At 53.9% G+C, this 21057-nt stretch carries 20 protein-coding genes and 2 tRNA genes; 6 read left to right on the plus strand and 16 right to left on the minus strand.

The genetic code is table 11. The features are described 5' to 3' along the window. Nucleotides 1–365 precede the first annotated feature (365 nt). Genes ACZ5EH_RS06680 through ACZ5EH_RS06690 form a run of 3 tightly spaced genes read left to right on the plus strand, consistent with a single transcriptional unit; the run spans nt 366 to nt 2428 of the window. Nucleotides 366–968 (plus strand): LemA family protein, encoded by a 603-nt coding sequence (locus tag ACZ5EH_RS06680; RefSeq protein ID WP_464277352.1) that lies wholly within the window; start codon nt 366–368, stop codon nt 966–968. 5 nt (nt 969–973) lie between these two features. Beyond that, entirely contained in the window at nt 974–1759 is a 786-nt protein-coding gene (locus tag ACZ5EH_RS06685) for a TPM domain-containing protein (protein ID WP_464277353.1), read from the plus strand. A gap of 21 nt (nt 1760–1780) precedes the next feature. Next, nucleotides 1781–2428: a TPM domain-containing protein gene (locus ACZ5EH_RS06690; RefSeq protein WP_464277354.1), complete on the plus strand. Its 648-nt coding sequence runs from the start codon at nt 1781–1783 to the stop codon at nt 2426–2428. 169 nt (nt 2429–2597) lie between these two features. On the opposite strand, the gene ACZ5EH_RS06695 is transcribed toward ACZ5EH_RS06690, so the two are convergent. The 10 genes from ACZ5EH_RS06695 to ACZ5EH_RS06740 form a co-directional block, all read right to left on the minus strand. Continuing rightward, entirely contained in the window at nt 2598–3674 is a 1077-nt protein-coding gene (locus tag ACZ5EH_RS06695; RefSeq protein ID WP_464277355.1) for a hypothetical protein, read from the minus strand. Next, the gene (locus ACZ5EH_RS06700; protein WP_464277356.1) at nt 3664–4341 is read right to left on the minus strand and encodes a DUF389 domain-containing protein; all 678 of its coding nucleotides are present in this window, start codon (nt 4339–4341) and stop codon (nt 3664–3666) included. Before ACZ5EH_RS06700 ends, ACZ5EH_RS06695 begins: the two co-directional genes overlap by 11 nt. Nucleotides 4342–4832: 491 nt before the next feature. Next, entirely contained in the window at nt 4833–5885 is a 1053-nt protein-coding gene (locus ACZ5EH_RS06705; protein WP_464277357.1) for a hypothetical protein, read from the minus strand. A gap of 456 nt (nt 5886–6341) precedes the next feature. Next, complete coding sequence (locus tag ACZ5EH_RS06710) at nt 6342–7088, minus strand: SAM-dependent methyltransferase (protein ID WP_464277358.1); 747 nt, start codon at nt 7086–7088, stop codon at nt 6342–6344. A 192-nt stretch (nt 7089–7280) separates the two neighbouring features. After that, on the minus strand, nt 7281–7397 hold the full coding sequence (locus tag ACZ5EH_RS06715) for a ribbon-helix-helix domain-containing protein (RefSeq protein WP_464277359.1): 117 nt from the start codon (nt 7395–7397) through the stop codon (nt 7281–7283). Nucleotides 7398–7522: 125 nt separating this feature from the next. Then, nucleotides 7523–8464 carry a hypothetical protein gene (locus ACZ5EH_RS06720; RefSeq protein ID WP_464277360.1) on the minus strand — a complete coding sequence of 314 codons (942 nt, stop codon included), beginning with the start codon at nt 8462–8464 and terminating at the stop codon, nt 7523–7525. A 290-nt stretch (nt 8465–8754) separates the two neighbouring features. Then, nucleotides 8755–8831: transfer RNA gene (locus tag ACZ5EH_RS06725), tRNA-Glu, on the minus strand. 23 nt (nt 8832–8854) lie between these two features. Then, nucleotides 8855–8928: transfer RNA gene (locus tag ACZ5EH_RS06730), tRNA-Gln, on the minus strand. A 62-nt stretch (nt 8929–8990) separates the two neighbouring features. After that, nucleotides 8991–9335, minus strand: coding sequence for a hypothetical protein (locus ACZ5EH_RS06735; RefSeq protein ID WP_464277361.1), 345 nt, complete (start codon nt 9333–9335; stop codon nt 8991–8993). Nucleotides 9336–9376: 41 nt separating this feature from the next. Next, nucleotides 9377–9841: a DciA family protein gene (locus ACZ5EH_RS06740; protein ID WP_464277362.1), complete on the minus strand. Its 465-nt coding sequence runs from the start codon at nt 9839–9841 to the stop codon at nt 9377–9379. Nucleotides 9842–10077: 236 nt separating this feature from the next. On the opposite strand from ACZ5EH_RS06740, the gene ACZ5EH_RS06745 reads away from it, so the two are divergent. The 3 genes from ACZ5EH_RS06745 to ahcY all read left to right on the plus strand — a co-directional run bounded on the left by ACZ5EH_RS06745 (nt 10078) and on the right by ahcY (nt 14519). Continuing rightward, nucleotides 10078–12021 (plus strand): tetratricopeptide repeat protein, encoded by a 1944-nt coding sequence (locus tag ACZ5EH_RS06745; protein WP_464277363.1) that lies wholly within the window; start codon nt 10078–10080, stop codon nt 12019–12021. Nucleotides 12022–12127: 106 nt separating this feature from the next. Further along, complete coding sequence (locus ACZ5EH_RS06750; protein WP_464277364.1) at nt 12128–13069, plus strand: ArsR/SmtB family transcription factor; 942 nt, start codon at nt 12128–12130, stop codon at nt 13067–13069. 22 nt (nt 13070–13091) lie between these two features. Further along, nucleotides 13092–14519, plus strand: coding sequence for an adenosylhomocysteinase (ahcY, locus tag ACZ5EH_RS06755; protein ID WP_464277365.1), 1428 nt, complete (start codon nt 13092–13094; stop codon nt 14517–14519). A 225-nt stretch (nt 14520–14744) separates the two neighbouring features. Here the strand turns inward: ahcY and hisG are convergent, their stop codons facing one another. The 6 genes from hisG to ACZ5EH_RS06785 all read right to left on the minus strand — a co-directional run bounded on the left by hisG (nt 14745) and on the right by ACZ5EH_RS06785 (nt 20992). After that, the gene (gene hisG / locus ACZ5EH_RS06760) at nt 14745–15626 is read right to left on the minus strand and encodes an ATP phosphoribosyltransferase (protein ID WP_464277366.1); all 882 of its coding nucleotides are present in this window, start codon (nt 15624–15626) and stop codon (nt 14745–14747) included. Further along, the gene (gene hisI, locus ACZ5EH_RS06765) at nt 15627–16007 is read right to left on the minus strand and encodes a phosphoribosyl-AMP cyclohydrolase (RefSeq protein ID WP_464277367.1); all 381 of its coding nucleotides are present in this window, start codon (nt 16005–16007) and stop codon (nt 15627–15629) included. 88 nt (nt 16008–16095) lie between these two features. Further along, nucleotides 16096–17148, minus strand: a complete 1053-nt coding sequence (rlmN, locus tag ACZ5EH_RS06770) for a dual-specificity RNA methyltransferase RlmN (RefSeq protein WP_464278271.1) — start codon at nt 17146–17148, stop codon at nt 16096–16098. Nucleotides 17149–17247: 99 nt separating this feature from the next. Continuing rightward, nucleotides 17248–18576 carry an HD domain-containing protein gene (locus tag ACZ5EH_RS06775; protein WP_464277368.1) on the minus strand — a complete coding sequence of 443 codons (1329 nt, stop codon included), beginning with the start codon at nt 18574–18576 and terminating at the stop codon, nt 17248–17250. An 85-nt stretch (nt 18577–18661) separates the two neighbouring features. Beyond that, on the minus strand, nt 18662–19933 hold the full coding sequence (locus ACZ5EH_RS06780; RefSeq protein WP_464277369.1) for a dihydroorotase: 1272 nt from the start codon (nt 19931–19933) through the stop codon (nt 18662–18664). Between the two features lie 117 nt (nt 19934–20050). Beyond that, a complete protein-coding gene (locus ACZ5EH_RS06785) occupies nt 20051–20992 on the minus strand; it encodes an aspartate carbamoyltransferase catalytic subunit (RefSeq protein WP_464277370.1) in 942 nt (313 codons plus the stop codon). Nucleotides 20993–21057: the final 65 nt, after the last annotated feature.

The following is a 21057-nucleotide window of genomic DNA, read 5'->3' on the forward strand; positions in this document are numbered from 1 at the left end:
TGTGTTGAAAAAGTTAATAAAAACAAAATCTAGAATAATAGTTGGAATCTAACAGTCAATGCGCTCCTTGGCAGACGCTGTTATCGCATTCTGACCTGGGTCAGCAAGGAACAGCTAAGTATACCACGTGACGCTGCCTGACTGTTTAAACTTGTGTTCAGGAAGCTGCCCGCTATATCTGAACCGGAACATGCGGAACATGGAGGGCTATAGAAGAATGCCACACAAGGGACACAGGTGTCTGGTGGAAGGTGGGCTTTCACTTGCGCGCCAGACGATGCGCAAACACGCCCCTTGACAGAGTTACGACTCGTAACCACAATAATTAAGCCATTTTGGCGGCAACATTAACCCGAGAGACAATCATGACCCGACGTTTCATCGTGTTCGTCCTGTTGGCCACGTTTCTGGTGCCTGCCCTTACAGGGTGTGGTTACAACGCCATGCAGCAGAACGAGGAAGAGGTCTTTGCTGCCTGGGGTAATCTGGAGGCCTCCCTGCAGCGCCGGGCAGACCTGGTGCCTAACCTGGTCCAGACGGTCAAGGCCGCCGCGGCCCACGAGAAGTCTACACTGGAAGCTGTGGTCGAAGCCCGGGCCAAGGCCACGCAGACAAAGATTTCCCCGGAAATGCTCAATGACAAGGAAGCCCTTGCGAAATTCCAGGCCGCCCAGGGAGAGCTGTCTTCGGCCCTGTCCCGACTCATGGTTGTGGTCGAGCGCTACCCTGACCTCAAGGCCAATCAGAATTTCCTTGGACTGCAACACCAGCTCGAAGGCACTGAAAATCGCATCAATGTGGCGCGGCAGCGCTACAACGAGGCGGTCAAGAAGTTCAACACCTCCATACGCACTTTCCCCAACTCCCTGACCAACAGCATATTGCTGAACCTGGAGCGTAAGGAGTTCTACCAGGCCGACGAAGCCGCAAAAACTTTGCCTAAGGTCGACTTTGGATCCGGGGGCTAGGGGATATGCTGATTACACGGAGATTCCTTCAAGCCCTTATCCTGGCCGTCCTGCTCTGCATGGGTGGGCTCATCCTGTCTCCCCAACCGGCCTGGACTCTGGAGGTCCCAAAACTTACCGGCTACGTCAACGACACCGCCGACATGATCTCCCCCTCCACAGAGCAGGTTCTGACCCAGCGACTCAAGGCGTTGGAGCAGTCCGACTCGACCCAAATCGCCATCCTGACCATTCCCTCCCTCGATGGCGAAAGCCTGGAGGACTTCTCCATCAAGGTGGCAGAAGCCTGGAAGATTGGCCAGAAAGATACGGACAACGGCGCTATTCTGCTGGTCAGCAAAGCGGATCGCAAAATCCGCATCGAGGTGGGCTACGGTCTTGAGGGGCGTCTCACCGATATCCTGGCCGGATCTATCATCGACAGCGTCATCTCGCCTGAATTCAAGGCTGGCAAGTTCGATGAAGGGTTTTTGCAGGGAACAATGGCCATGATTCAGGCCGTGCGTGGCGAGTATAAAGCGCCCCCCCAAGAACAAAGGCGAGGCGGCTCCCGCGGGGGCGTGTCCCTTTTCCCCTTGATCATCTTGTTCATCATTTTCTTCAGCCTCTTCGGCAGGATGTTCTCCGGTCGTCGCGGGCACGGAAGCGGCCTGAGCTGGCTGCTGCTGGCCATGTTCATGGGCGGCGGGCCCCGTGGCGGCGGTGGGTTCGGCGGTGGTGGATTTGGTGGCGGTGGATTCGGCGGCGGTGGCGGCGGATTCGGCGGTGGCGGCGCTTCGGGCGGCTGGTAGACTTCAACCCTGGATGCAATCATGAGAGATTTGGCCAAAGGTTTTTTGACAAAACAAGAGCAGGACGAGCTCATTCGCTGTGTCAAAGAGGTGGAAAAAACCACCTCGGGCGAGATCGTCCCGGTGGTCGTCTCGGCGAGCTACCATTACCCCTCGGCCTCGCATCTGTTCGGCTTGGCCGCCAGCATCCCCTTGGCCCTGCTGGTCAGCTACATCATGGGGCACACAGACATGTGGACCTTTGCCACGGCTTTCCTTGTTCTCTACGGCCTGGGCTTCATGGCCGCCAATGTCTTCCCGCAGCTCAAACGGCTGTTCATATCGCCCAGGGCCATGGAAGAGGAGGTCCACGAGGCCGCCATGGTCAATTTCCATACCTTGGGTCTGCACCGCACACGGGACATGACCGGGATCATCATCTTTGTGTCGGTCTTTGAGCGCAAGGTCTGGATTCTGGCTGACAAGGGAATCAATGACAAGGTGAACCCCGAGATATGGAAAACGGTCGCTTCTGCGCTTTCCCAAGGCATACGTGAAGGCAAACCCGGCGAGTCCTTATGCCAGGCGGTGAAGAGTTGCGGCGAGATCGTGGTGGAGCGTTTTCCGGTTAAGGCCGACGACACGGATGAATTGCCCAACCTGGTTATCGAGGGGCGCGAGAAGTCCTGAGTCTGTTCACAGCTGTTTAATCAATCACTAAAGTCCTGGTGGGGAGTGACGCACTGCTTCCGCATCATGCCGGCAAATATAAAGGGTGTCCTGAGGGCGCCCTTTTTTTTGCGCCAGTTGCAGCTGGAAGCAAACAACCGCCCTGCCGCCCGGCTGCAGAAGTGTGGCGTCAATTGTTGGAAATCTGCAGAATCTGGTTGAGCCACTCCTGTCGTTTCTTTTGGAAATCATGAATCTGTGCTGCACTCAGTGAATTGTAGCTGCGCAGGCCATCGGCTGTCATCACAGGTCCATGATTAAGCCAGATATAGAGCGTGACGGGCTTGTCGGATTGTTTTTGCAGTTGATGCTCCAAGGCCTGCACCTCGCCACGCGTGTATGCACCCGTGCCTTCTATTCCCACCAGAAAAATTGAAGCATCTTCCTTGAATACTGCGTTGATATTGCTGAGCATGTAATTTTCGTTTTGGCTGAATGCAGATTCTATTTGGGCCTGGATGCGTTCCTTTGTGCTTTTTTCCTTCTCTGTAAGAGCGTGCAGGGTGCTCCATCCATATCGAATAGGGCCAGAGGAAGTTAAAATGGTGACTGGAACGTAGCGGAGCATAAGCCTGATTTCGGGATTACGCGTGGCTTGTCGTATTCTGTTTTCCAGCAGTTGGACATCAGATGGGGAGAGCTGCTGGTAGCCGGCGACCATGGCGACGATCACGGGGCCGGATTTCTGATGCAGGAGGTCCACATCTATCAGGTTGGCTCTAGGGTGATTGCTGAGAAATTCGCGGATCGCCTGGGTGGATTGTCTGATGGCTTGTACTTCAGGGGTGCTTTCGTGGCTGACGAAAAAACCGTCCAACTTGTTGGCGATGAAAATGGAGTTTGATCCATTCGCGGAAACATCGGTCGAACGGATTTCCCGAATGATCAATTGGGTCGGCCTCTCAAGCTGTTTGGAGAGGTTCTGTTCCATGGTTCGTACCTGATTGGGGTCGAACCTGTTCGAAGAGTATACCTGGGCAAGAACGTACAGAGTGCCCCGGTCTGAATTGACGAGCAATTGACTCAGGCCGGAAGTGGTAAAATTGGCTAATTCCTTGGTCAGGATCGTACGCACCGTGCTGCGTAATTGGTTTTCATGCAAAAGATGCAGCAGTGAGTACCCCAGAAACGCTGCAATGAATAAGAAACAGGCTGCGGCAAGGCCGAAGCGGCGGACATAATGCAACTTGCTCAGGTCATGGGCCATACCGGCCCGATAGAACAACAGCGAGGCAAATCAGCAGGATGGAAAGAAAGTTGGCAAAAAAGAGCAGGAATGACCCCAGGGCGTCATTGTATGCGCCATAGCTGACGCAGAGACCGCAGTTCGCAAGGGGCGGGACAATGGCTGTGGCAATGGCCACACCAGGAAGCGCCGGACTGATTTTTTCATCCAGAAGGGCGTAGGCGCCGGCAAAACCGGCAAGAACCGCCACACACAAATCAAAAAGATTGGGGCACGTTCGGCTGAGCATCTCGTTGGTTGCTTCATAGGACGGTGCTAGGCCGTTCATCAGGAGGCCAACAAGTATCCCCATGATGATGGCCATGAGCACGCCCAGCAACTCCGCCTGCAAGGCGTCTTTCAGAAGATGGGATTCCCCGCGCACCATGGCCATGGAAATGCCGAAGATCGGTGTCATTAAGGGCGCCACAAGCATTGCGCCAATAACTACGGCGGTGCTGTCGGAAACCAGACCGAAACTGGCAATGAGGGTGGAGACAAGCACCATGACGTAGAAGCGGACTTCAGGCATTGAATTGTCACGGATGTGACTCCGAACAGCAGCCAATCGTTCGGAGCTTATTTGGAGCTTGAGCTGGTTCGAAAGGATATCGATTACGTATTTTAGGAAGGTGCTGTATTTTTCCATTCAGCTTCCCAAGCAAGTGTATTTGCAAAACAGCATTTGTTATATGCTGCACGAATACATCGCAGCAAAAAAATAAAAATTAATTGCAGCCTCAATCACATGCTGCTGTATAAAAAGATACCTTGTCTTTTGCTACATGTATTTAGAACTGATGTAACTTCAAGAGGCTGAAATTATATAGAACGTTTGTTTTTTTGGACGTAAACATAGATTTTATGAATACGTAGTTTGGTTATACAGACCAAAAATGCGCGATGCTCTGCCTCTTGAGCAACGCTTCCTATAACGATATCAGACGCTACGTGCCAAATCCCGAAACTAAAAAGGGGTAATAATCTGTTGTAATCAAGGATGCAAGGTTATCCTGTAACTTTGGTACTGTTTTCTCTGACGGCAAGGGAGGGGTAGATAGAATCAAGGCCACCCTTTGTTAGGGGTGGCCCTGATTCATTGAGCTGGTGCAGTTCGAAATTTGCGTAGGGAAACGGCGGCTATTGCTTTTGACCTTTAACCGAAAAACCACGAAACCCTTGTATCAGAGACCGCTGCGTTCCAGAGATTTGGTTTCCATGAATAGTCAGTTCCAAAACAATGGCCGGATCGTCCTTAGCATAGTGCATTTGCGTGCCGTAAACACGCATTGCGACGTGGTTTCCGCTGCCGCTCCAACGGGCCAGATAGGTATCCGCATCCTTATACACGTAATACGCGCCCTCACCGTTGGCGGAAAAGGTAAGCCTGGCTGGGCCCTTGCCGATAAATACATTCCAAATGCCTTCAATCGAGGCATCGCCAGAAGCGGGCTGATTTTGTGTGGCCTTATGTTGCTGCGTATCCCTGTTGCCGCTGATTGCGTTCTCTTTATTGTTAGCGCCGCCGGATTGTGATGGGTCTTTTTGTTCTTCTTTTTTTGGGCCTTTTTTTGAAGCAGATTGGTCTTTTGACTTCTTCGCTTCCTGTTTTCTTTCTTTTTTATTCACATTTGTTTTGTTTTCTGTGTTGATGGGTTGCGTTGGGGATCTGTGCCCTCCAGGCGTGGTGATTGCCCCTGTTGCAAGATTCACAGTGTTGCTTGGTCCACCTTTTTCCCATTTGAAAGAAAAGGTTTGCATGGAGACCCTTTTCACTTCCAATCCACTCTCACCAGCCTGATCGGATATGAAACTTTTTGTCTCGCCTGGCATGATGGTCTTGCATCCTTCAGCGCCATGATTACTTTGGCCCCCGTCAGACAATTCATAATGACGATTACCCATGCCTGCACAATATAAAGGAGATGCGGAATTATTTGTTACTTGCCATTTTACTTGTGGCGAAAATTGTCGAGAGAAGTATGTTTTGAAGCCAAGTGTTATAAGTGGAGAATTGTTATAAGTGATTGATGCGTAAGACTTCCATGCAGACCATTTGGCAAATGCAGTTCCTGTTGAAAGCATTACTAAGGTAATTAACAAAGTACATAGAATTCTTTTCATTTCTTTTCTCGCTAATGCACACATTTTAAGCATTAAAATAAATACAAAAATTAAAAGAACAAAAAGCATTCGTGCACGAAATATACACGCGTGAGGCGTGAGTAATTAAATAGGAGCTAGATGTCCACCATTAAGTTTGAAACAATACACAAGAAAACTACTATAGTTTGCCAGCTGAAACAGTTCAGTGTGTAGTGAATAGATGGATTTGCAGAAAGCAACTTATAAATTGCTTGTTGCTGTGAAATCGGTCCTTTGGATTGTTACGCGGCTTGTAAGGGGAGGGCTTGAAGAAGGGAGAGACAATTATTGCGATGTGAACAGCACGGTGGTGAGGCAGGCGCACCAAACATGTTGCAGGCGAATCTGCCCCTCCAGAGTTGGCGCCCTCAAGGGGATTTGACTCGGGTGTCCTGATCCGCAGCCTCTTGGTCGGCCTCGGCGATATACTGCCAAATCTCGATCTGGTCGTTATCCGTCTCTCGCAGCAGGGAGAACCGTACCGTGCGCGTCAGTTGTGCCTCTTCATCGAGGCATGAGCGCGAACACGCCCCAGCCAAGGTATTGGCGAGTGTACATGGCGTAGCGCTCTGGAGCCGAGGTCAGTTCGGTTCGAACATTTTTCGCGAATTCATCGTCGGGATTTGCTTCGAGCCATCTGCGCATCGTGAGCCACTTGGCTGCCTCGTACCTGTCCCAGCCATCTTGGTCTGCCAGAACCATTTCCACAACGTCGTAGTCGAGGTTGCTGAAAGACACGAGAAGCTCCGGAAGCAGCTGAAAGTCTGAGATCGAATCTGAATGGCATCCCTGGGCGATTTCTTCTGTCGGGGGTAATTGCAGCCAGTATGGCTCGCCGATAAGAATGATCCCTCCCGTGCGAAGACTCTTGGACAGAAGCTCTATGGTGCCGGCGACTCCTCCGCCAATCCAAGTCGCTCCGACACAGGCTGCCACATCGACCTTTTCGGCGGCGAGATAGCCGGCAGCGTCGCCGTGGATGAACTCGATCCGGTCGGCGACCCCGAGTTCGTCGGCGCGGCGTTTCGCTTGTTCGGTGAATAGCTGGCTCATATCGATACCAGTGCCGCTGATTTCGTAATCGCGTGCCCAGGTGCATAGCATTTCGCCCGAACCGCTGCCGAGGTCGAGCACACGTGTCCCGGGTTCCATGCGCAACGCCGCGCCGAGCGTGTCGAATTTATCTGGTGTGAATGGGATATGGATGCGGTGAGCGCTTTCGGAGATCGTGAATATTCGTGGGATGTCCAATGCAGAAACTCCTTTGTATGCATGGCATTGCGACTCGGCTCGCTGAGCCGCGTCACGCGCGTCAGCTGTCCGTTTGTCCGGCGTCAAAATGTGCCCCGGCTTCTCGGATAATCTTGTTCATGTAGTTGCAACGCCACGGTCTGCTTTTCACGCCTGCATCCCAGACTTGGCGCAGCTCTTCTATTTCCTGCTTCAGAAGAGCACGTTTTGCTTCCAGTCGCGCAGAGCGTCGCGGATAACCTCGCTTGTGGAAGCGTAGACCCCTTGCTCGACGGACTTCTTTACAAAAGGGGAAAGCTCTGGCGTCAATGCAATGGCTATCTTTTCAACGGTGTACAGGGCTTCACCTCTAGTATGAACAAGTCATGCCGCAGGAAACGAGGCGTGGCAAGGGGAGAAGAAAAGTCGTTTCCAGGGCTCACTTGCTAAGAGCGTTAGAGTTCGTCGTCATACACCGGATAGAGATCGACAAGTCTAACATCAGTTGTCGCCGCATAGTTGGCAACAGCGTTTTGGAAACGACGAACTACCGTTGCCGTTGGAGTTTTAATGTCAAGTCGGGGAGGGGCGTCCTCTTCGCACCGATCAATAATGGTCAACCTCGTCATCCCATCGCCATCGCTCTTCATGATAATGCGCGCCGTATCAAGGCTTTCATTGTCAAAATCAACAAAAACCGTTTCGGCCCCAGCGGAAAGCACATCAAGAGCATGATTGAACTCCATCAGCGCTCCCGGTGTCATAGTATGGTCGGTATCTGCGAAAATACAAAGATTGGGGAGTTCAATGCGCATTTGGAACCATGCCTTGGCCAAATCCACAATGGAGACTCCGATGTCATCAAGAATCCCGTCTCTAGGATTAACAGGAAGGTTCTTCAAGTCGTTGCCCAATTCGTTGCGAATTGTCTGTTCGTAAGAAGGGAATTCATACGGACGCCAATCCGCCCACATAAAGGGGAGACCTCCCAGCAAATCCTCGACAGCTTGGGTAAATGATCTCCAGGTGTCCACCTGCATTTTCAAATACGCCTCGTGATCCGGGGGCGCCATCAGATCAATGTTGGCTGGATATAAACTTATACCGCATGCCTGGATACGACGTTCGCCATACTCAATGTCTACGCCCCATTTGTATCCTTCCTCCCATCTGTTCAGAATGTATTCAAGATACCAGGACCAGATATCAAGCTCTTGGCATTTCTCCCAAAAAGTAAGCCATTGCTCACTGGAGGGGCGTATCTTTTTTTGTACCGAGGTTTCTCCTTCAACATTATAATAAAGGTCGCTCCCTTCGAACCAGACAGAAATGTGCGGCCTGAAGCCGCTGAGGTAGAGCTGAAAAGTGATTGGCAAGTGGGCAGGCGTTTTGTTCATAGCTTGATCTATATCACACCGGAGATCTGTTAGCAAGGGGGCCAAACGAAGAAAGCTCTCAGGATTTCTCCCAAGAGCTCGAAATTCTTTGGCGTCCCCAAGGGGATTTGACTCGGGCCGTCCTGGCCCTCGCACTCCGGGTCGGCCTCAAGCCGCTCCAATCGCGCTTTCCTGCGAGATTGTGACCCCCTGTCGCCGGCCCTTTAGGCGATGGCTTTTTGCGCGTACGCAAGCGAAGCCTAGGGATAAAGAAAAAGCCCGAAGCGTGAGCTCCGGGCTATAACTTTTGTTGGCGTCCCCAAGGGGATTTGAACCCCTGTCGCCGGCGTGAAAGGCCGGTGTCCTGGGCCAGCTAGACGATGGGGACGCACTAATAAAAAACTCTAAGTATGGCTGGGGGACAAGGATTCGAACCTTGGTTAACGGGGCCAGAACCCGTCGTCCTGCCGCTAGACGATCCCCCAGTGGCGGAAACCAGGACTTTAGGCGTATTGGGTCTGGCTGTCAACCAAAAATTTATATTTTTTTAGGTCCAGGCTGCCAGGCGACGCGTACGCTTTTTCAACTTATTGATCTTGCGGCGCATGTGCTCGCGTTCCTTGCGGGACTCGATGCCGCTTTTGGTTTCACGCAGCTGCTTGATTTCGCCCTTCAGCTCGCCAATGCGCGCCTTGTAGGGGGAAACCTTTTGCTCGTCGTCGTCCTGCATGCCAAAAACTTCCTTGATGGCCTTGATGATTTCTTCCTTGTCCATGCCGGATGCACCGGTGATCATGGGCAGTTTGTCAATCACCAACTGGCGGAGTTCCTTGGCGGTCATTTTGTCGAGGGGCTTTTTGAGTCCCAAATCGTCGAAGCTGATTTCTTCCATGGCTGTTCTCCTACTGCCTAGAATTTTTTAGTAAGCCGTGTTCACCCCTTGGAGGGGCCTTCGGGCCCCTGCCCGGCGAACATGGCCAGATATGCACGGTAGCTGCGGCCAACAGGTGAATCAGGATCCATTCGCCCCAGCGCTCCCCCGAGGTTGTCTGGCCTGCGCGGAATGCCTCTGCGCGGTGTAAACCCTGTTTTTGTATCAAGGGGGGTTTTGCCCATTAGCAGGTCGCATTGCACTTTGTCAAAGAAAACTTCTCCCAGGAACGCATTTACCGCCTCCAGAATCATGGGAGTATAAAATGTCATTTCCTGCAGGGCCGCAGCGTCTTCTACCCCGAGAAGCAACGTGCGTTTGCGCTGCCCGAGTGGACGGGCGAGGGCGGCCGCGTCTTCGCCGACAACAGTGCTCCAGTCTCGCCAGAGTCTGGCGATGCGAAAGGGCTTGTCCGACTGCAGTTTTTCACGGCAGAAGGCCCGTAGATTATAGCCCAGGTGGCGCATGTTGCATACTCCTTAAACAAATAAAATAAACCGGCCTGCCCATGGCGTCAATGTGATGTTGTTGCCGGCAAGATCTTTTTGTCATCGTGCGAAATCAGTGGAATACGCTGTGAAGTATGGTTTTTTGGCTTATAGTTTGATACCGGAAGACGACTGCATACAAAAAGATGCCGGAAAGGGCCTAGCATAAGGACCTCCCCCCCTCTCGCACATCTCGGAAAAGAAGGAAAGGCGACATGGAGCAGGATACAGTTGGCGCAGCACAGGAATATTATGATGCCGGTGACTTTGAAAAGGCGAAGGCGCTCCTGGACGCCTATGCCGGAGAAGACACGCGCGCTTTCTTGCTGGAAGGCAGGGTATTGCACCAGCTTTCAAGGCATGATGCTGCTGCCGCTGCCTTTCGCAAGGCAGCCATGGCGCCTGCAACCAAGGCGCAAGCCCTGGCCGGGCTGGCGTTGGCCTGCGTGAATCTGGAACTTCCTGACGAGGCCATCGCCGCGTGTGATGCGTGTATAGCTCTGGCTGAAGAATCGCAAGACCGTAATCTTCAGGCGGAAGCCTTGAAGAACATGACACTGGCTCTGCTGCGTAAGGCTCTTGTTAATGAAGCCGCCACCTCAATTGAGAAATGCCTCGAACTATCCACGGATTACCCAGAAGGGCACATGGCCATGGGGCTTGTCCGCATGATGCAGATGCATGGGCCGGATGCGGAAAAGCATTTGCAAACCGCATTGCGTTTGCGTCCCGATTTTGCCGGGGCTTATGCGAACCTCGGCTTTTTGTACCGCAGGCAGAACAGGCTGGAAGAAGCAGCAAAAATGCTGCAAAAAGCTGTTGATCTGGGCCCTACAGACCATGTGAGCCGCAATAACCTGGCACTGGCTTATAAGGATCTGGGGCAATTGGAAAACGCAGAGAATGAGCTGCAAACCGCAACCGAAATGTGCCCTTCCTCATTGGCCTACCGAATAAATCTGGCTGCGCTTTACCGCGATACAGGGCGGGTGGACGCAGCCATCGAATTTAACAAGGATGTGCTGGAGCAGGATCCTGGCAATATGGTGGCCATATCGAACCTGCCTTCGTTGCTTCTGCAGGCTGGCCGGCTGGAAGACGCCCTGGCCGCAGCCAGGGAAGCAGTAGGTGCTTTTCCCGATAATCCGACACCGCACTACAACTATGCCGTGGCCCTTTTGCATGCCCGCAGGTTGCAGGAATCGGAAGAAAAAGCCCTGGATGCGCTGCGTATGGGCCTGGACCAGCCCGCTGTTCACCTTTGTCTGAGCCAGTCGCGCACCATGATGGGGCGCTATGCAAGCGCCTATGACGCCGCCCTTGCCGCATTGGAGCAACGAGAAGACGCACGCTCTCATTTCTGCGCCGCCATGGCTTTGAAAGGATTGGAGCGCTATGACGAAGCGCGGGAGCATTTCAAGGCGAGCATGCAGTTCGACCCCACGGATGAGCAGGGGGCCGGTGCTTTTCTTGCCGCTTTGGCAGCGGCGGAAAAGGATACAGGGGCAGAAAGCGCCCCCACAGGGCCAATGTCTCAAGCGTATGTCAAAAAACTCTTTGACCAATACGCCAGCACGTACGACACGCACCTGCTCCAGGGGCTGCAATACAAGGGGCCGCAGGAATTGGCCCGCGTGCTTGGGCCGCATCTGCAAGGGGCTGACGCCACCGAACACAACGGTTTGCGGATTTTGGACCTGGGGTGCGGCACGGGGCTCTGTGCACCTGTATTGCGTGGATGGGCCAGCACCCTTTACGGGTGTGACCTGTCAGCGAACATGGTGCGGAAGGCGAAAGAGAGTAATTTCTACGACGAAGTCGCCGAGGCCGAGGCCGTACAGTACCTGACAGAACATCCCGCCATGTTTGATGTGGTTGCCGCTGGCGACGTGCTTGTCTACATCGGTGAGCTGGCGAGTGTTTTCGCAGCTGTCCGCGAGTCCCTCAGAGCAGGGGGGCTGTTTGCCTTCACCACAGAAGCCCAGGAGCATCCCGGTTATTCCATGGGTAAGAAAGGGCGCTATCGTCACAGTGCCTGCCATCTACAAGAAATGGCCGAACAGGCTGATTTTTCGATTGTTTCCCTTGATTCGGTGCACGTACGGCATGAAGAGGGGGCGCCCGTTGACGGCTTTGTGTGTCTTCTCCGCAAGTCTTGACGTGTAACACGTTTGATTCTGCTGTATCACCCTACTTGACAGCTCGTGAAACGGCTGCTAGATCACTATATCAGGATTTCTTGATAAACTTATTTGAACGAACGCCATGCACAATTGTCTGCCCATGCTCAAGGCCCTGGCCGATGAAACCCGGCTCCGGCTCTGCCACGTGCTGCTGCACGTCGAACTGAATGTCCGCGAACTCGTGGAAGTATTCGGTATGGGGCAGTCGCGTATTTCACGTCACTTGAAGATACTGAGTGATAGCGGGTTGCTCACATTCCGGCGCGATGGGTTGTGGGTTTTTTACAAGGCGGCTGAAACGGGCGCCCCTCGCATGCTTTTGGACGCGACTGAGACCCTTTCCGGGAACGATGCGGAACTTGCCCATGATCTGGAAGTCGCCAGGAGCGTTCTTGCAGAGCGCAGTCTTGAGACGCGGCGATTTTTCGATGCCGTTGCCGGAGACTGGGAGCGCATGAAGAACGATGTTTTTGGCGAATTCGACTTGCAGGACAAGCTGGTGCAGAAGCTGCCGCGTTGCGGCACGTTGCTGGACCTTGGGTGCGGCAGGGGAGAGCTCTTGCTGGCCATGTCCGGCAAGGCCAAGACCCTGATCGGTGTGGATAATTCGCCCAAGATGATCGACCAGGCCAAAAAGCTTCTGGGCAAGATCAAAGGTGAAGTTTCCCTGCGCATCGGTGATCTGGAGCACCTGCCGCTGCGCGATGGAGAGGCTGATTGTGTTGTCATTAGTATGGCGCTTCACCATTTGAACGACCCGGCTGCCGGAATTGTGGAAGCCGCACGCGTACTGAACGATGGCGGCAAGCTGATTATCGCCGAGCTGGACAAACACGCCAACGAATCCATGCGCAAGCATCATCAGGATCGCTGGCTGGGATTCAGTAAAGATGAATTGCAACGCTGGCTGGAGCAGGCTGGATTTGAAACTGCCCCCGCTGACATATACGCCGTGAATAACGATTTGTCCGTGCTTTTGCTGGAAGCACAGCGCACGGCACTTCACGGTGCAGAAAACCCTTAAGCAGCACTGGAGGAATCACCCCATGAGCGACGTTAAGCCGCTGGATCTTTCCCTGGATTACAAGGTCGCAGACATTTCCCTGGCCGATTGGGGCCGCAAAGAGATGCAGCTCTCTGAAATCGAAATGCCCGGCCTTATGGAATTGCGCAAAAAATATGGCGATGAAAAGCCCTTGGCTGGCCTGAAAATTACCGGCTCGCTGCACATGACCATTCAGACGGCCATGCTGATCGAGACTCTGCATGCCCTGGGCGCTGACCTGCGCTGGGCGTCCTGCAACATTTTCTCCACTCAGGACCACGCAGCCGCGGCAATCGCCAAAGCCGGCACCTCAAAGGTCTTTGCCTGGAAGGGCGAAACTCTCGAAGACTACTGGTGGTGCACCGAGATGGCCCTGACCTGGCCTGATGGCTCCGGCCCTGATCTTATTGTTGATGATGGCGGCGACGCTACGCTGCTTATTCACCAGGGCGTCAAGGTGGAAAATGATCCTGCCCTGGCTGACAAAAAGGTCGACAATAAGGAATTTCAGATTGTCATGGATCGCCTGGCCGCCAGCGTGAAGCAGGACAATACCCGTTGGCAGAAGATTGCCAAGAACATCCGTGGTGTTTCCGAAGAAACCACCACCGGTGTTCACAGGCTTTACCACATGGAAAAGAGCGGCGAGCTGCTTTTCCCCGCGATCAACGTCAACGACTCAGTGACCAAGTCCAAGTTCGACAACCTTTACGGTTGCCGCGAGTCCCTTGCTGACGGTATCAAGCGCGCCACTGACGTGATGATGGCCGGCAAGGTCGCTGTCATCGTCGGTTACGGCGATGTTGGTAAGGGGTGCGCCCAGTCCATGCGTGGATTCGGTTCCCGCGTGCTGGTTGTAGAAGTCGACCCCATCTGCGCCCTGCAGGCTTGCATGGAAGGCTTCGAGGTTGTGACCATGGAAGAAGCCGCCCCCATCGGTGATATCTTTGTTACCGCCACGGGCAACTACCATGTCATCAACGGCAAGCACATGGAAATGATGCATGATGAGGCTATCCTCTGCAATATCGGTCACTTCGATAGCGAAATCGAAATGGACTACCTGCTCGACAATCCGGCTTGCAAGCGTGACGAGATCAAGCCCCAGGTGGACAAGTGGACCCTGCCTGACGGCAAGTCCATCATCGTTCTTGCCGAGGGTCGGTTGGTCAACCTGGGGTGCGCCACCGGACACCCCAGCTTTGTCATGAGCGCAAGCTTCACCAACCAGGTGTTGGCGCAAATGGAACTGGCCTCTCGCGAGCACGAAAATAAGGTTTATATTTTGCCCAAGAAACTGGACGAAGAAGTCGCCAACCTTCATCTGGTGCGCTTCCGCGCCAATCTGAGCAAGCTTTCCAAGGAACAGGCCGAATACATCGGTGTGCCGCAGGAAGGCCCCTTCAAGCCTGATCACTACAGGTACTAATCCGCAATTAAGGGATTTCGGGAGAGCCCCGGCACAGGGGCTCATTCCCGGAATCTTCGCACCCAAATTTATAGATATTGGTTTGGGGAAAGATGTACACAGCAAGGGCATTTCCCGAGTGGGAAATGCCCTTGCTGCTTTTGCGCAATGGAGAAAAGACTAAGACACAAAAAAAGGCCCTTTCTGTGCAGAAAGGGCCTCTTCATTTACGTAAAAGCAGGGTGCTTATACAACCTTGTTCAGGTTGTATTCGATGATGCCTTCAGCGCCTGCGGCGCGGAGTTCGGGAATGAGGTCGCGCACAATATTTTCATCCACCACGATTTCAATGGAGAGCCAATCCTTATTGTAAAGGTTGGCCACGGTGGGGGAGGTCAGGCTCGGAAGCTTTTCCATGATGGCGTCGATCTTATCTTCTGGCACGTTCATCTTCAGGCCTACGAGCTTTTCTGCGCGCAGCGCCCCATGCAGGAGAAGATTGAGGTTTTCGATCTTCTGGCGCTTCCAAGGGTTTTCCCAGGCCTTTTTGTTGGCGATGAGCTGTGTATTGGTCTGCAGCAGTTCGGCAATGATGCGCAGGCCGTGGGCCTTGATGGTGGTGCCGGTCTCTGTGACCTCTACAATGGCGTCGGCCAGGCCTTCCACGACTTTTGCCTCTGTGGCGCCCCAGGAAAAACTGACTTCTACCGGGATGTTGGCGTTGCGAAAGTAGCTTTCAGTGAAATTCTTGAGCTCTGTGGCGATCTTCTTGCCGGCCAGGTCTTCAGGACGCTTGAAGGGGGAGTCTCCGGCAACAGCCAGAACCCAACGGGCAGGGCGGTTGCTTACCTTGGAATAAACCAGATCGGAAACGACCACGATGTCGGACTGGTTTTCAAGGATCCAGTCCTTGCCGGTGAGTCCGCAGTCCAGGGTGCCGTCCTGTACGTAAATGGACATCTCCTGAGCGCGGCACATGGAGCACTGCATTTCAGGATCATTGATCTCTGGGAAGTAGTTGCGGTGGTGTTGGCGGATTTTCCAGCCGGAGCGCTCAAAGAGGCTGATGGTTGCGTCCTGCAGGGAACCCTTGGGAATGCCGAGTTTGAGACAATTGCCGTCGGCCATTTATTTATAAACCTCCTTGGGGTCGAAAACTATGGGCGAGCACTCATTGACTTCGCCGTCTTTCAATTCACGATAAAAACAACTGCGGTAGCCGGTATGGCAGGCTGCTCCGCCGATTTGTTCGACCAGGTAGATCAACGTATCAGCGTCGCAGTCCAGACGTATGGACTTGATCTTTTGCACGTGGCCTGAAGTGCCCCCCTTATGCCAAAGGCATTTGCGGCTGCGGCTCCAGTAATGTGCATCACCTGTTTCCAGGGTTTTGGCATAAGCCTCTTCATTGACATAGGCGAGCATCAGGACTTCGCCAGTTGCGGCGTCCTGGGCAATGGTTGGGATAAGCCCGCCTTGCTTGGCGAAATCGGGCGCGAAATCAGACATCAGTATCCTCTGGGTGAAAAAAGGTCTCCGAAAACGGTTGTATTGCATTTAACAACTGTGCAAAAACCGCCGGGGCCAACGTTGTATGCTATCTGGACGCAGCTTTCAACTGTCCACAGGCCGCTGCAATATCCTGTCCTTTGCTCTTACGCAGAATGACGGTCAGGCGGCTGTCTCGCAACTGTCTCTCAAAGGCTTCAATACGGTGCAAAGGCGTCGGCCGAAAGCCACATACATCCGCTTCCGCCGGGTTATACGCAATTAGGTTGATTTTTGCCTTGCGGGGAGCCAGCAGCTTCACCAGCGCCTTTGCCTCACGTTCTGTGTCGTTCACCCCGTCCAGCATAACGTACTCATAGGTAATACGCTGACGGGGGCGCAAAGGATAGGCATCGAGCGCAGCCATCAGGGACTCCAGATCGGCCGCCGCCGCAGCCCGCGGCATTATTTGCTCCCTTAATTTCTGCGTCGGGGCATGTAAAGAAACGGCCAGAGAGCAGAGCGGGGCTTCCTGATTTGCCTTTCCAAGCTCGGCAAGCCCCTTGGGCAGGCCGGCAGTAGAAACCGTGATGCGACGGGGCGAAAAATCCATTCCTTCCGGATGCGCAAGGGCGCGCAGGCTGGTAATGACCTCATGTGTGTTGTTCAACGGTTCGCCCATGCCCATATACACAATATTGCGCAGGGGCGTCTCTATGCCCTGGCTTGCAAGAAAACGTCGCCCAAGCAGTGCTTGCGCGGCGATTTCGCCAAAGTTCATGTTACGCGTGAAGCCCATGGCCCCCGTGCTGCAAAAAGCGCATGCCATGGCGCACCCCACCTGGGTGGAAAGGCACAATGTGTAGTGCTCTTTCTCAGGTATGAGCACGCACTCGATACGTTCTGCGTCGGAAAGCTTCAAGAGGAGCTTGAAGGTGCCATCAGTGCTGCTGCTGACACGCTCCACCGTTGGCAGGTCGATGGTGGCGACTTCGCTGAGTTTTTGGCGAAACGCCTTGGAGATGTTCGTCATCTCCTGAAAATCTGCAGCGCCCTTGGCCCATATCCATTGCCAGAGTTGGCGGCCGCGAAACGCCGGTTCGCCAAGCCCCTTAACAAAGGCTTCCAGTTCAGGCTGCGTCAAGCTGAGCAGGTTGGTAATGTGAGCACTCATGATTTTGTTACTTGGGGGGCGAGGGGAGAACCTTTCTGTCAGAAAGGTTTCCCCCCGGAAAAACTTGCTGTTCTTAAATAGATCGCGTTACGCGCGGGGGTGGTCCTTGTCATTATAGCGACACACGAACTCTACGGCTTCCGGCACGCTGGAAACATCACCCCGGATTTGCGCCTTGAGCAATGCCTCGCGGATAACGCCAACCATGGGGCCGGGGTGCAAACCAGCGAACTCCATGATTTCGTTACCGTTCAGCAAAGGTTCAAGCATCTCTTCAGGCTCGTCAGCGCGTTCCATAATCTTCAAGTTATGGTTGAAGGACACATAGCTGCCGTTTCTGGCCTTGATGTTGGCGCGGCACATCTCAATGAGTCTGGGATAGTGGTCCAGAGCCTTGAAACGGCGGATGCCCTTGTCTGTGAGCATGGGGTTGAAGCGTGTATGGTAGCGAACCAGATGGCAGATGAGGTCTATGTCCTCGGGTTGAAACCGCAAGCGTTGGAGGATTTTGCGCGTAAGTCGCGCCCCCACTTGGGGGTGCTGGGCAAAAAACCAGTTGCCATCCATGTATTCTGCGGTGAAAAGCTTGCCTACGTCATGGAAAAGCAGGGCCATGCAGCCGTACCAATCGTAGGGCAGCTCCTCTGGGTAGTGTTTCATGGCCGCCAGGGTGTGGTCCAGAACATTCTCCGCATCGCCTTCACCCTTATCCTGGAATACGCGGCTCAGGGCGGCAAGCTCAGGAATGAGTCCGTGGAGCACCTGGCCCTCAAAAAGCATGCGCACGAAGCTGTACATGTTTTCAGCGTCAACCTTGCGCCATTCGTCCATTATGTCGCTCACGGAGACGTAATCAAGAATGCGGCGAGCATTGCGGACAATGGTCATCCAGGTGTTGGGTTCTATGGGCAGATGGTAGTTGGCGGCAAAGCGCATGGTGCGAATGCCAAGAAGATAATTCCCCTTGAGCGTGTTTTCCGGAATACCGGTAAGCGATACCACGCCGCTGGAGAGGTCTTCAAAGCCCTCGTACATGTCCGGGCTACGGGGGACATAGCTGCAGGCATACCCCAAAGCGCTGGATGATTTATCATCAAGCAACTTGAGCATGCTCTCCGTAAAGCGCAAGACAGTGGCTTCCGGATGGCCGCTTTCCACCATATTGGTCGGGTGAAAACGATACAGGACATCGTCTTCCTTGAATTCGGCCGTGACCATGTGGTCCCTGCCCGGCATGGCCTGGGTGAAGAGCTTCATCAGGTCGTCTACGCTCATGTCCGTAGCGATATCCAGCTCTTTGCGCTCGTGCCCTTGCAGCAAACTAAGCTGCAGCCTGGGATTAATGATGTATGCATCGAAACCGTTGCGCAGTATGGTGTTGCATACGGATACGGCTTCTTTCAGCTCCTCGTGCATCCGCAATCTCCTTTGCGATGGACCTGTGTTGCGTCGTGTCGTAGCAAGGGCAAGTCGCCCTTATGCGTTTCGGAAGAAATCGATCCTACAGAATATTCTTGCCGCCGATGAAGTGAGCCTGCACCTTGCCATGCAGTTCCATGCCAAGACAAGGGGTGTTCTTGCCTTTGGAAAGCAAGGTTTCAGGGGACACTGTCCAGGACGTGTCAGGATCAAACAGAACAAAGTCGGCCGGATCCTGCGGCTGGAAATGGTTGCAAGGCAGGTTGAATATCCTTGAAGGACCGTAACACCAGGCTTCGAGCAGGGTCTCAAAGCTCATGCGCTTGTCGCGAACCAGCTCCCACGTCAAGGAAAGCGCAGTATCGAGCCCGGAAATGCCGCACGGCGCTTCGGCAAAGGTCACTTCCTTTTCATGCGCAGCATGGGGGGCATGGTCTGTGGTCAGAATGTCAATGACGCCGTCGCTGAGCGCCTGCAAAAGGATTTCCCGATCCTCATCCTGCCGCAAGGGCGGATTGACCTTGGCGGCCGTGTTGTATTCGCGTACGCGCTCTTCCGTAAAGAAGAGGTAGTGCGGGCAGGTTTCTGCACTGATGGGAGCGCCCTGCTCCTTGCCCCAACGTATGAGCTCCACGGATTCGCGGCAACTGATGTGCGCGAGGTGGATAGGGATGTTCAGATACTTTGCAAACAGCACGTCGCGCGCAACCTGCAGACTTTCCGCCACGGCGGGTTGCCCTTTAAGCCCCAGCAAGCCGCTCAACTGGCCCTCGTTCATGCCAGCGCCAGGGGCAAGGTAAGGATCTTCGCAGTGATCGATGACCTTCATGCCCAAGCCCGCGGCGTACTCTACTGCCCTGCGGAACAGCTCCGTGTTCGTGACTGGCAGTCCGTCGTTTGAAAAAGCCTTGCAGCCGGCAGCCGCCAGGTCGGCCATGGAAGTCAGCTCGGTACCCTTGAGCCCCATGGTGAGCGCGCCGACAGGATAGAGGCGCGGTCCTTTGGGCCAGTGTTTCTTTGCCTGGTCCAGCATGAAGGCTGTAATGCCGGCGGAATCATTGACCGGCTTGGTGTTGGCCATGGGGAAAACAGCACCAAAACCGCCATGGGCAGCGGCGTTCAGGCCGCTTTGGATGTCTTCTTTGTATTCAAAACCAGGCTCACGGAAATGCACGTGGCAGTCCAACAGGCTGGGCAGCAGCACCAGGCCATGGGCTTCCACCACGCGAGCATTCTTGAACTGGCGTGATTCGTCATAATTTTCAAGGCTGAGGACCTTAGACTTGGCTACAAGAAGGTCCTTGGGTTCGCCCTTCCAAAGGGCGCCTCGGATAACTAGATCAGGCGCTGCCACGATGTACCTCCATTACTGGTGCAGTTGGCGGCGTATGCAGTCTGCCTTGGAATCTCCAAGCGCAAAACGCCAAAAAGGGCAGACGGAAAAATTACGGTTGGGCGCATGAAACGGCATTTATGCTTTGCGGGTCATGTACAAAAAGAGCAGGGCCATGCGGACGGCAACGCCGGCAGCCACCTGATTGAGAACAACACATTCAGGAGCATCCGCAAGGGCAGAGTCGATTTCCAACCCGCGGTTCATGGGACCTGGGTGCAATACTTTAACGTCAGGCCGGGCCTTGCTCAGGTGCCTGGCTGCAAGACAGTACATGCGCGCGTATTCGCGCAGGTCCGGCAGCAGACCAGCCTGTTGCCGTTCCAGCTGCAAACGCAGGCACATGACTGCATGTGCGCCTTTAACGGCCTGATCCAGGTCTGTGTAGACCGTAACCGGCCAATTCTCCACACCGGGTGGCAAGAGTGTTTTAGGACCGCAGAGCCGTACCTTTGCGCCCAGCATGGTGAGCAGATGCACATTGGAGCGGGCAACACGGCTGTGCGCTAAGTCACCCAGAATGCAAATGGTTTTGTTTTTTACATCTCCCCATTGTTCACGAAGGGTAAAACAGTCCAAAAGCGCTTGTGTGGGGTGCGCATGCCAGCCGTCACCGGCATTGATGACAGCGCAATCCAGCCGCTCAGCCATGAACTGGGCCGCCCCGCTTTGGGAATGGCGCAGTACGATGGCGTCAGGCGCCATGGCTTGCAAAGTCAGTGCGGTATCCTTGAGGCTCTCGCCCTTGGTGATACTGGAGCTGGAAGTCGCAAGCGCAAAGGTATCGGCAGAAAGCCGTTTGCCCGCGACGTCAAAAGATGTTTTAGTTCGCGTGCTTGGCTCGGCAAAAAACAGCACAACGCTTCTGCCTTTAAGTGTGGGGACCTTTTTTACGGCACGCGTATTGATTTCCTGAAAATAAGTGGCAGTGTCGAGAATGTGCAAGGTGTCCTTGCGGGATAGCTGCGTGACGTCGAGGAGGTCCTTGTGCGGCCATTTGTAGCGGGTGTCTCTTTCCATGGCTGCTCTTGTTTCCAGCTTTGGTTACCTGCTTGAGGAAGGGGCGATGCGGAAGTGTTTGATTC

This window comes from Desulfovibrio biadhensis (assembly GCF_055388615.1).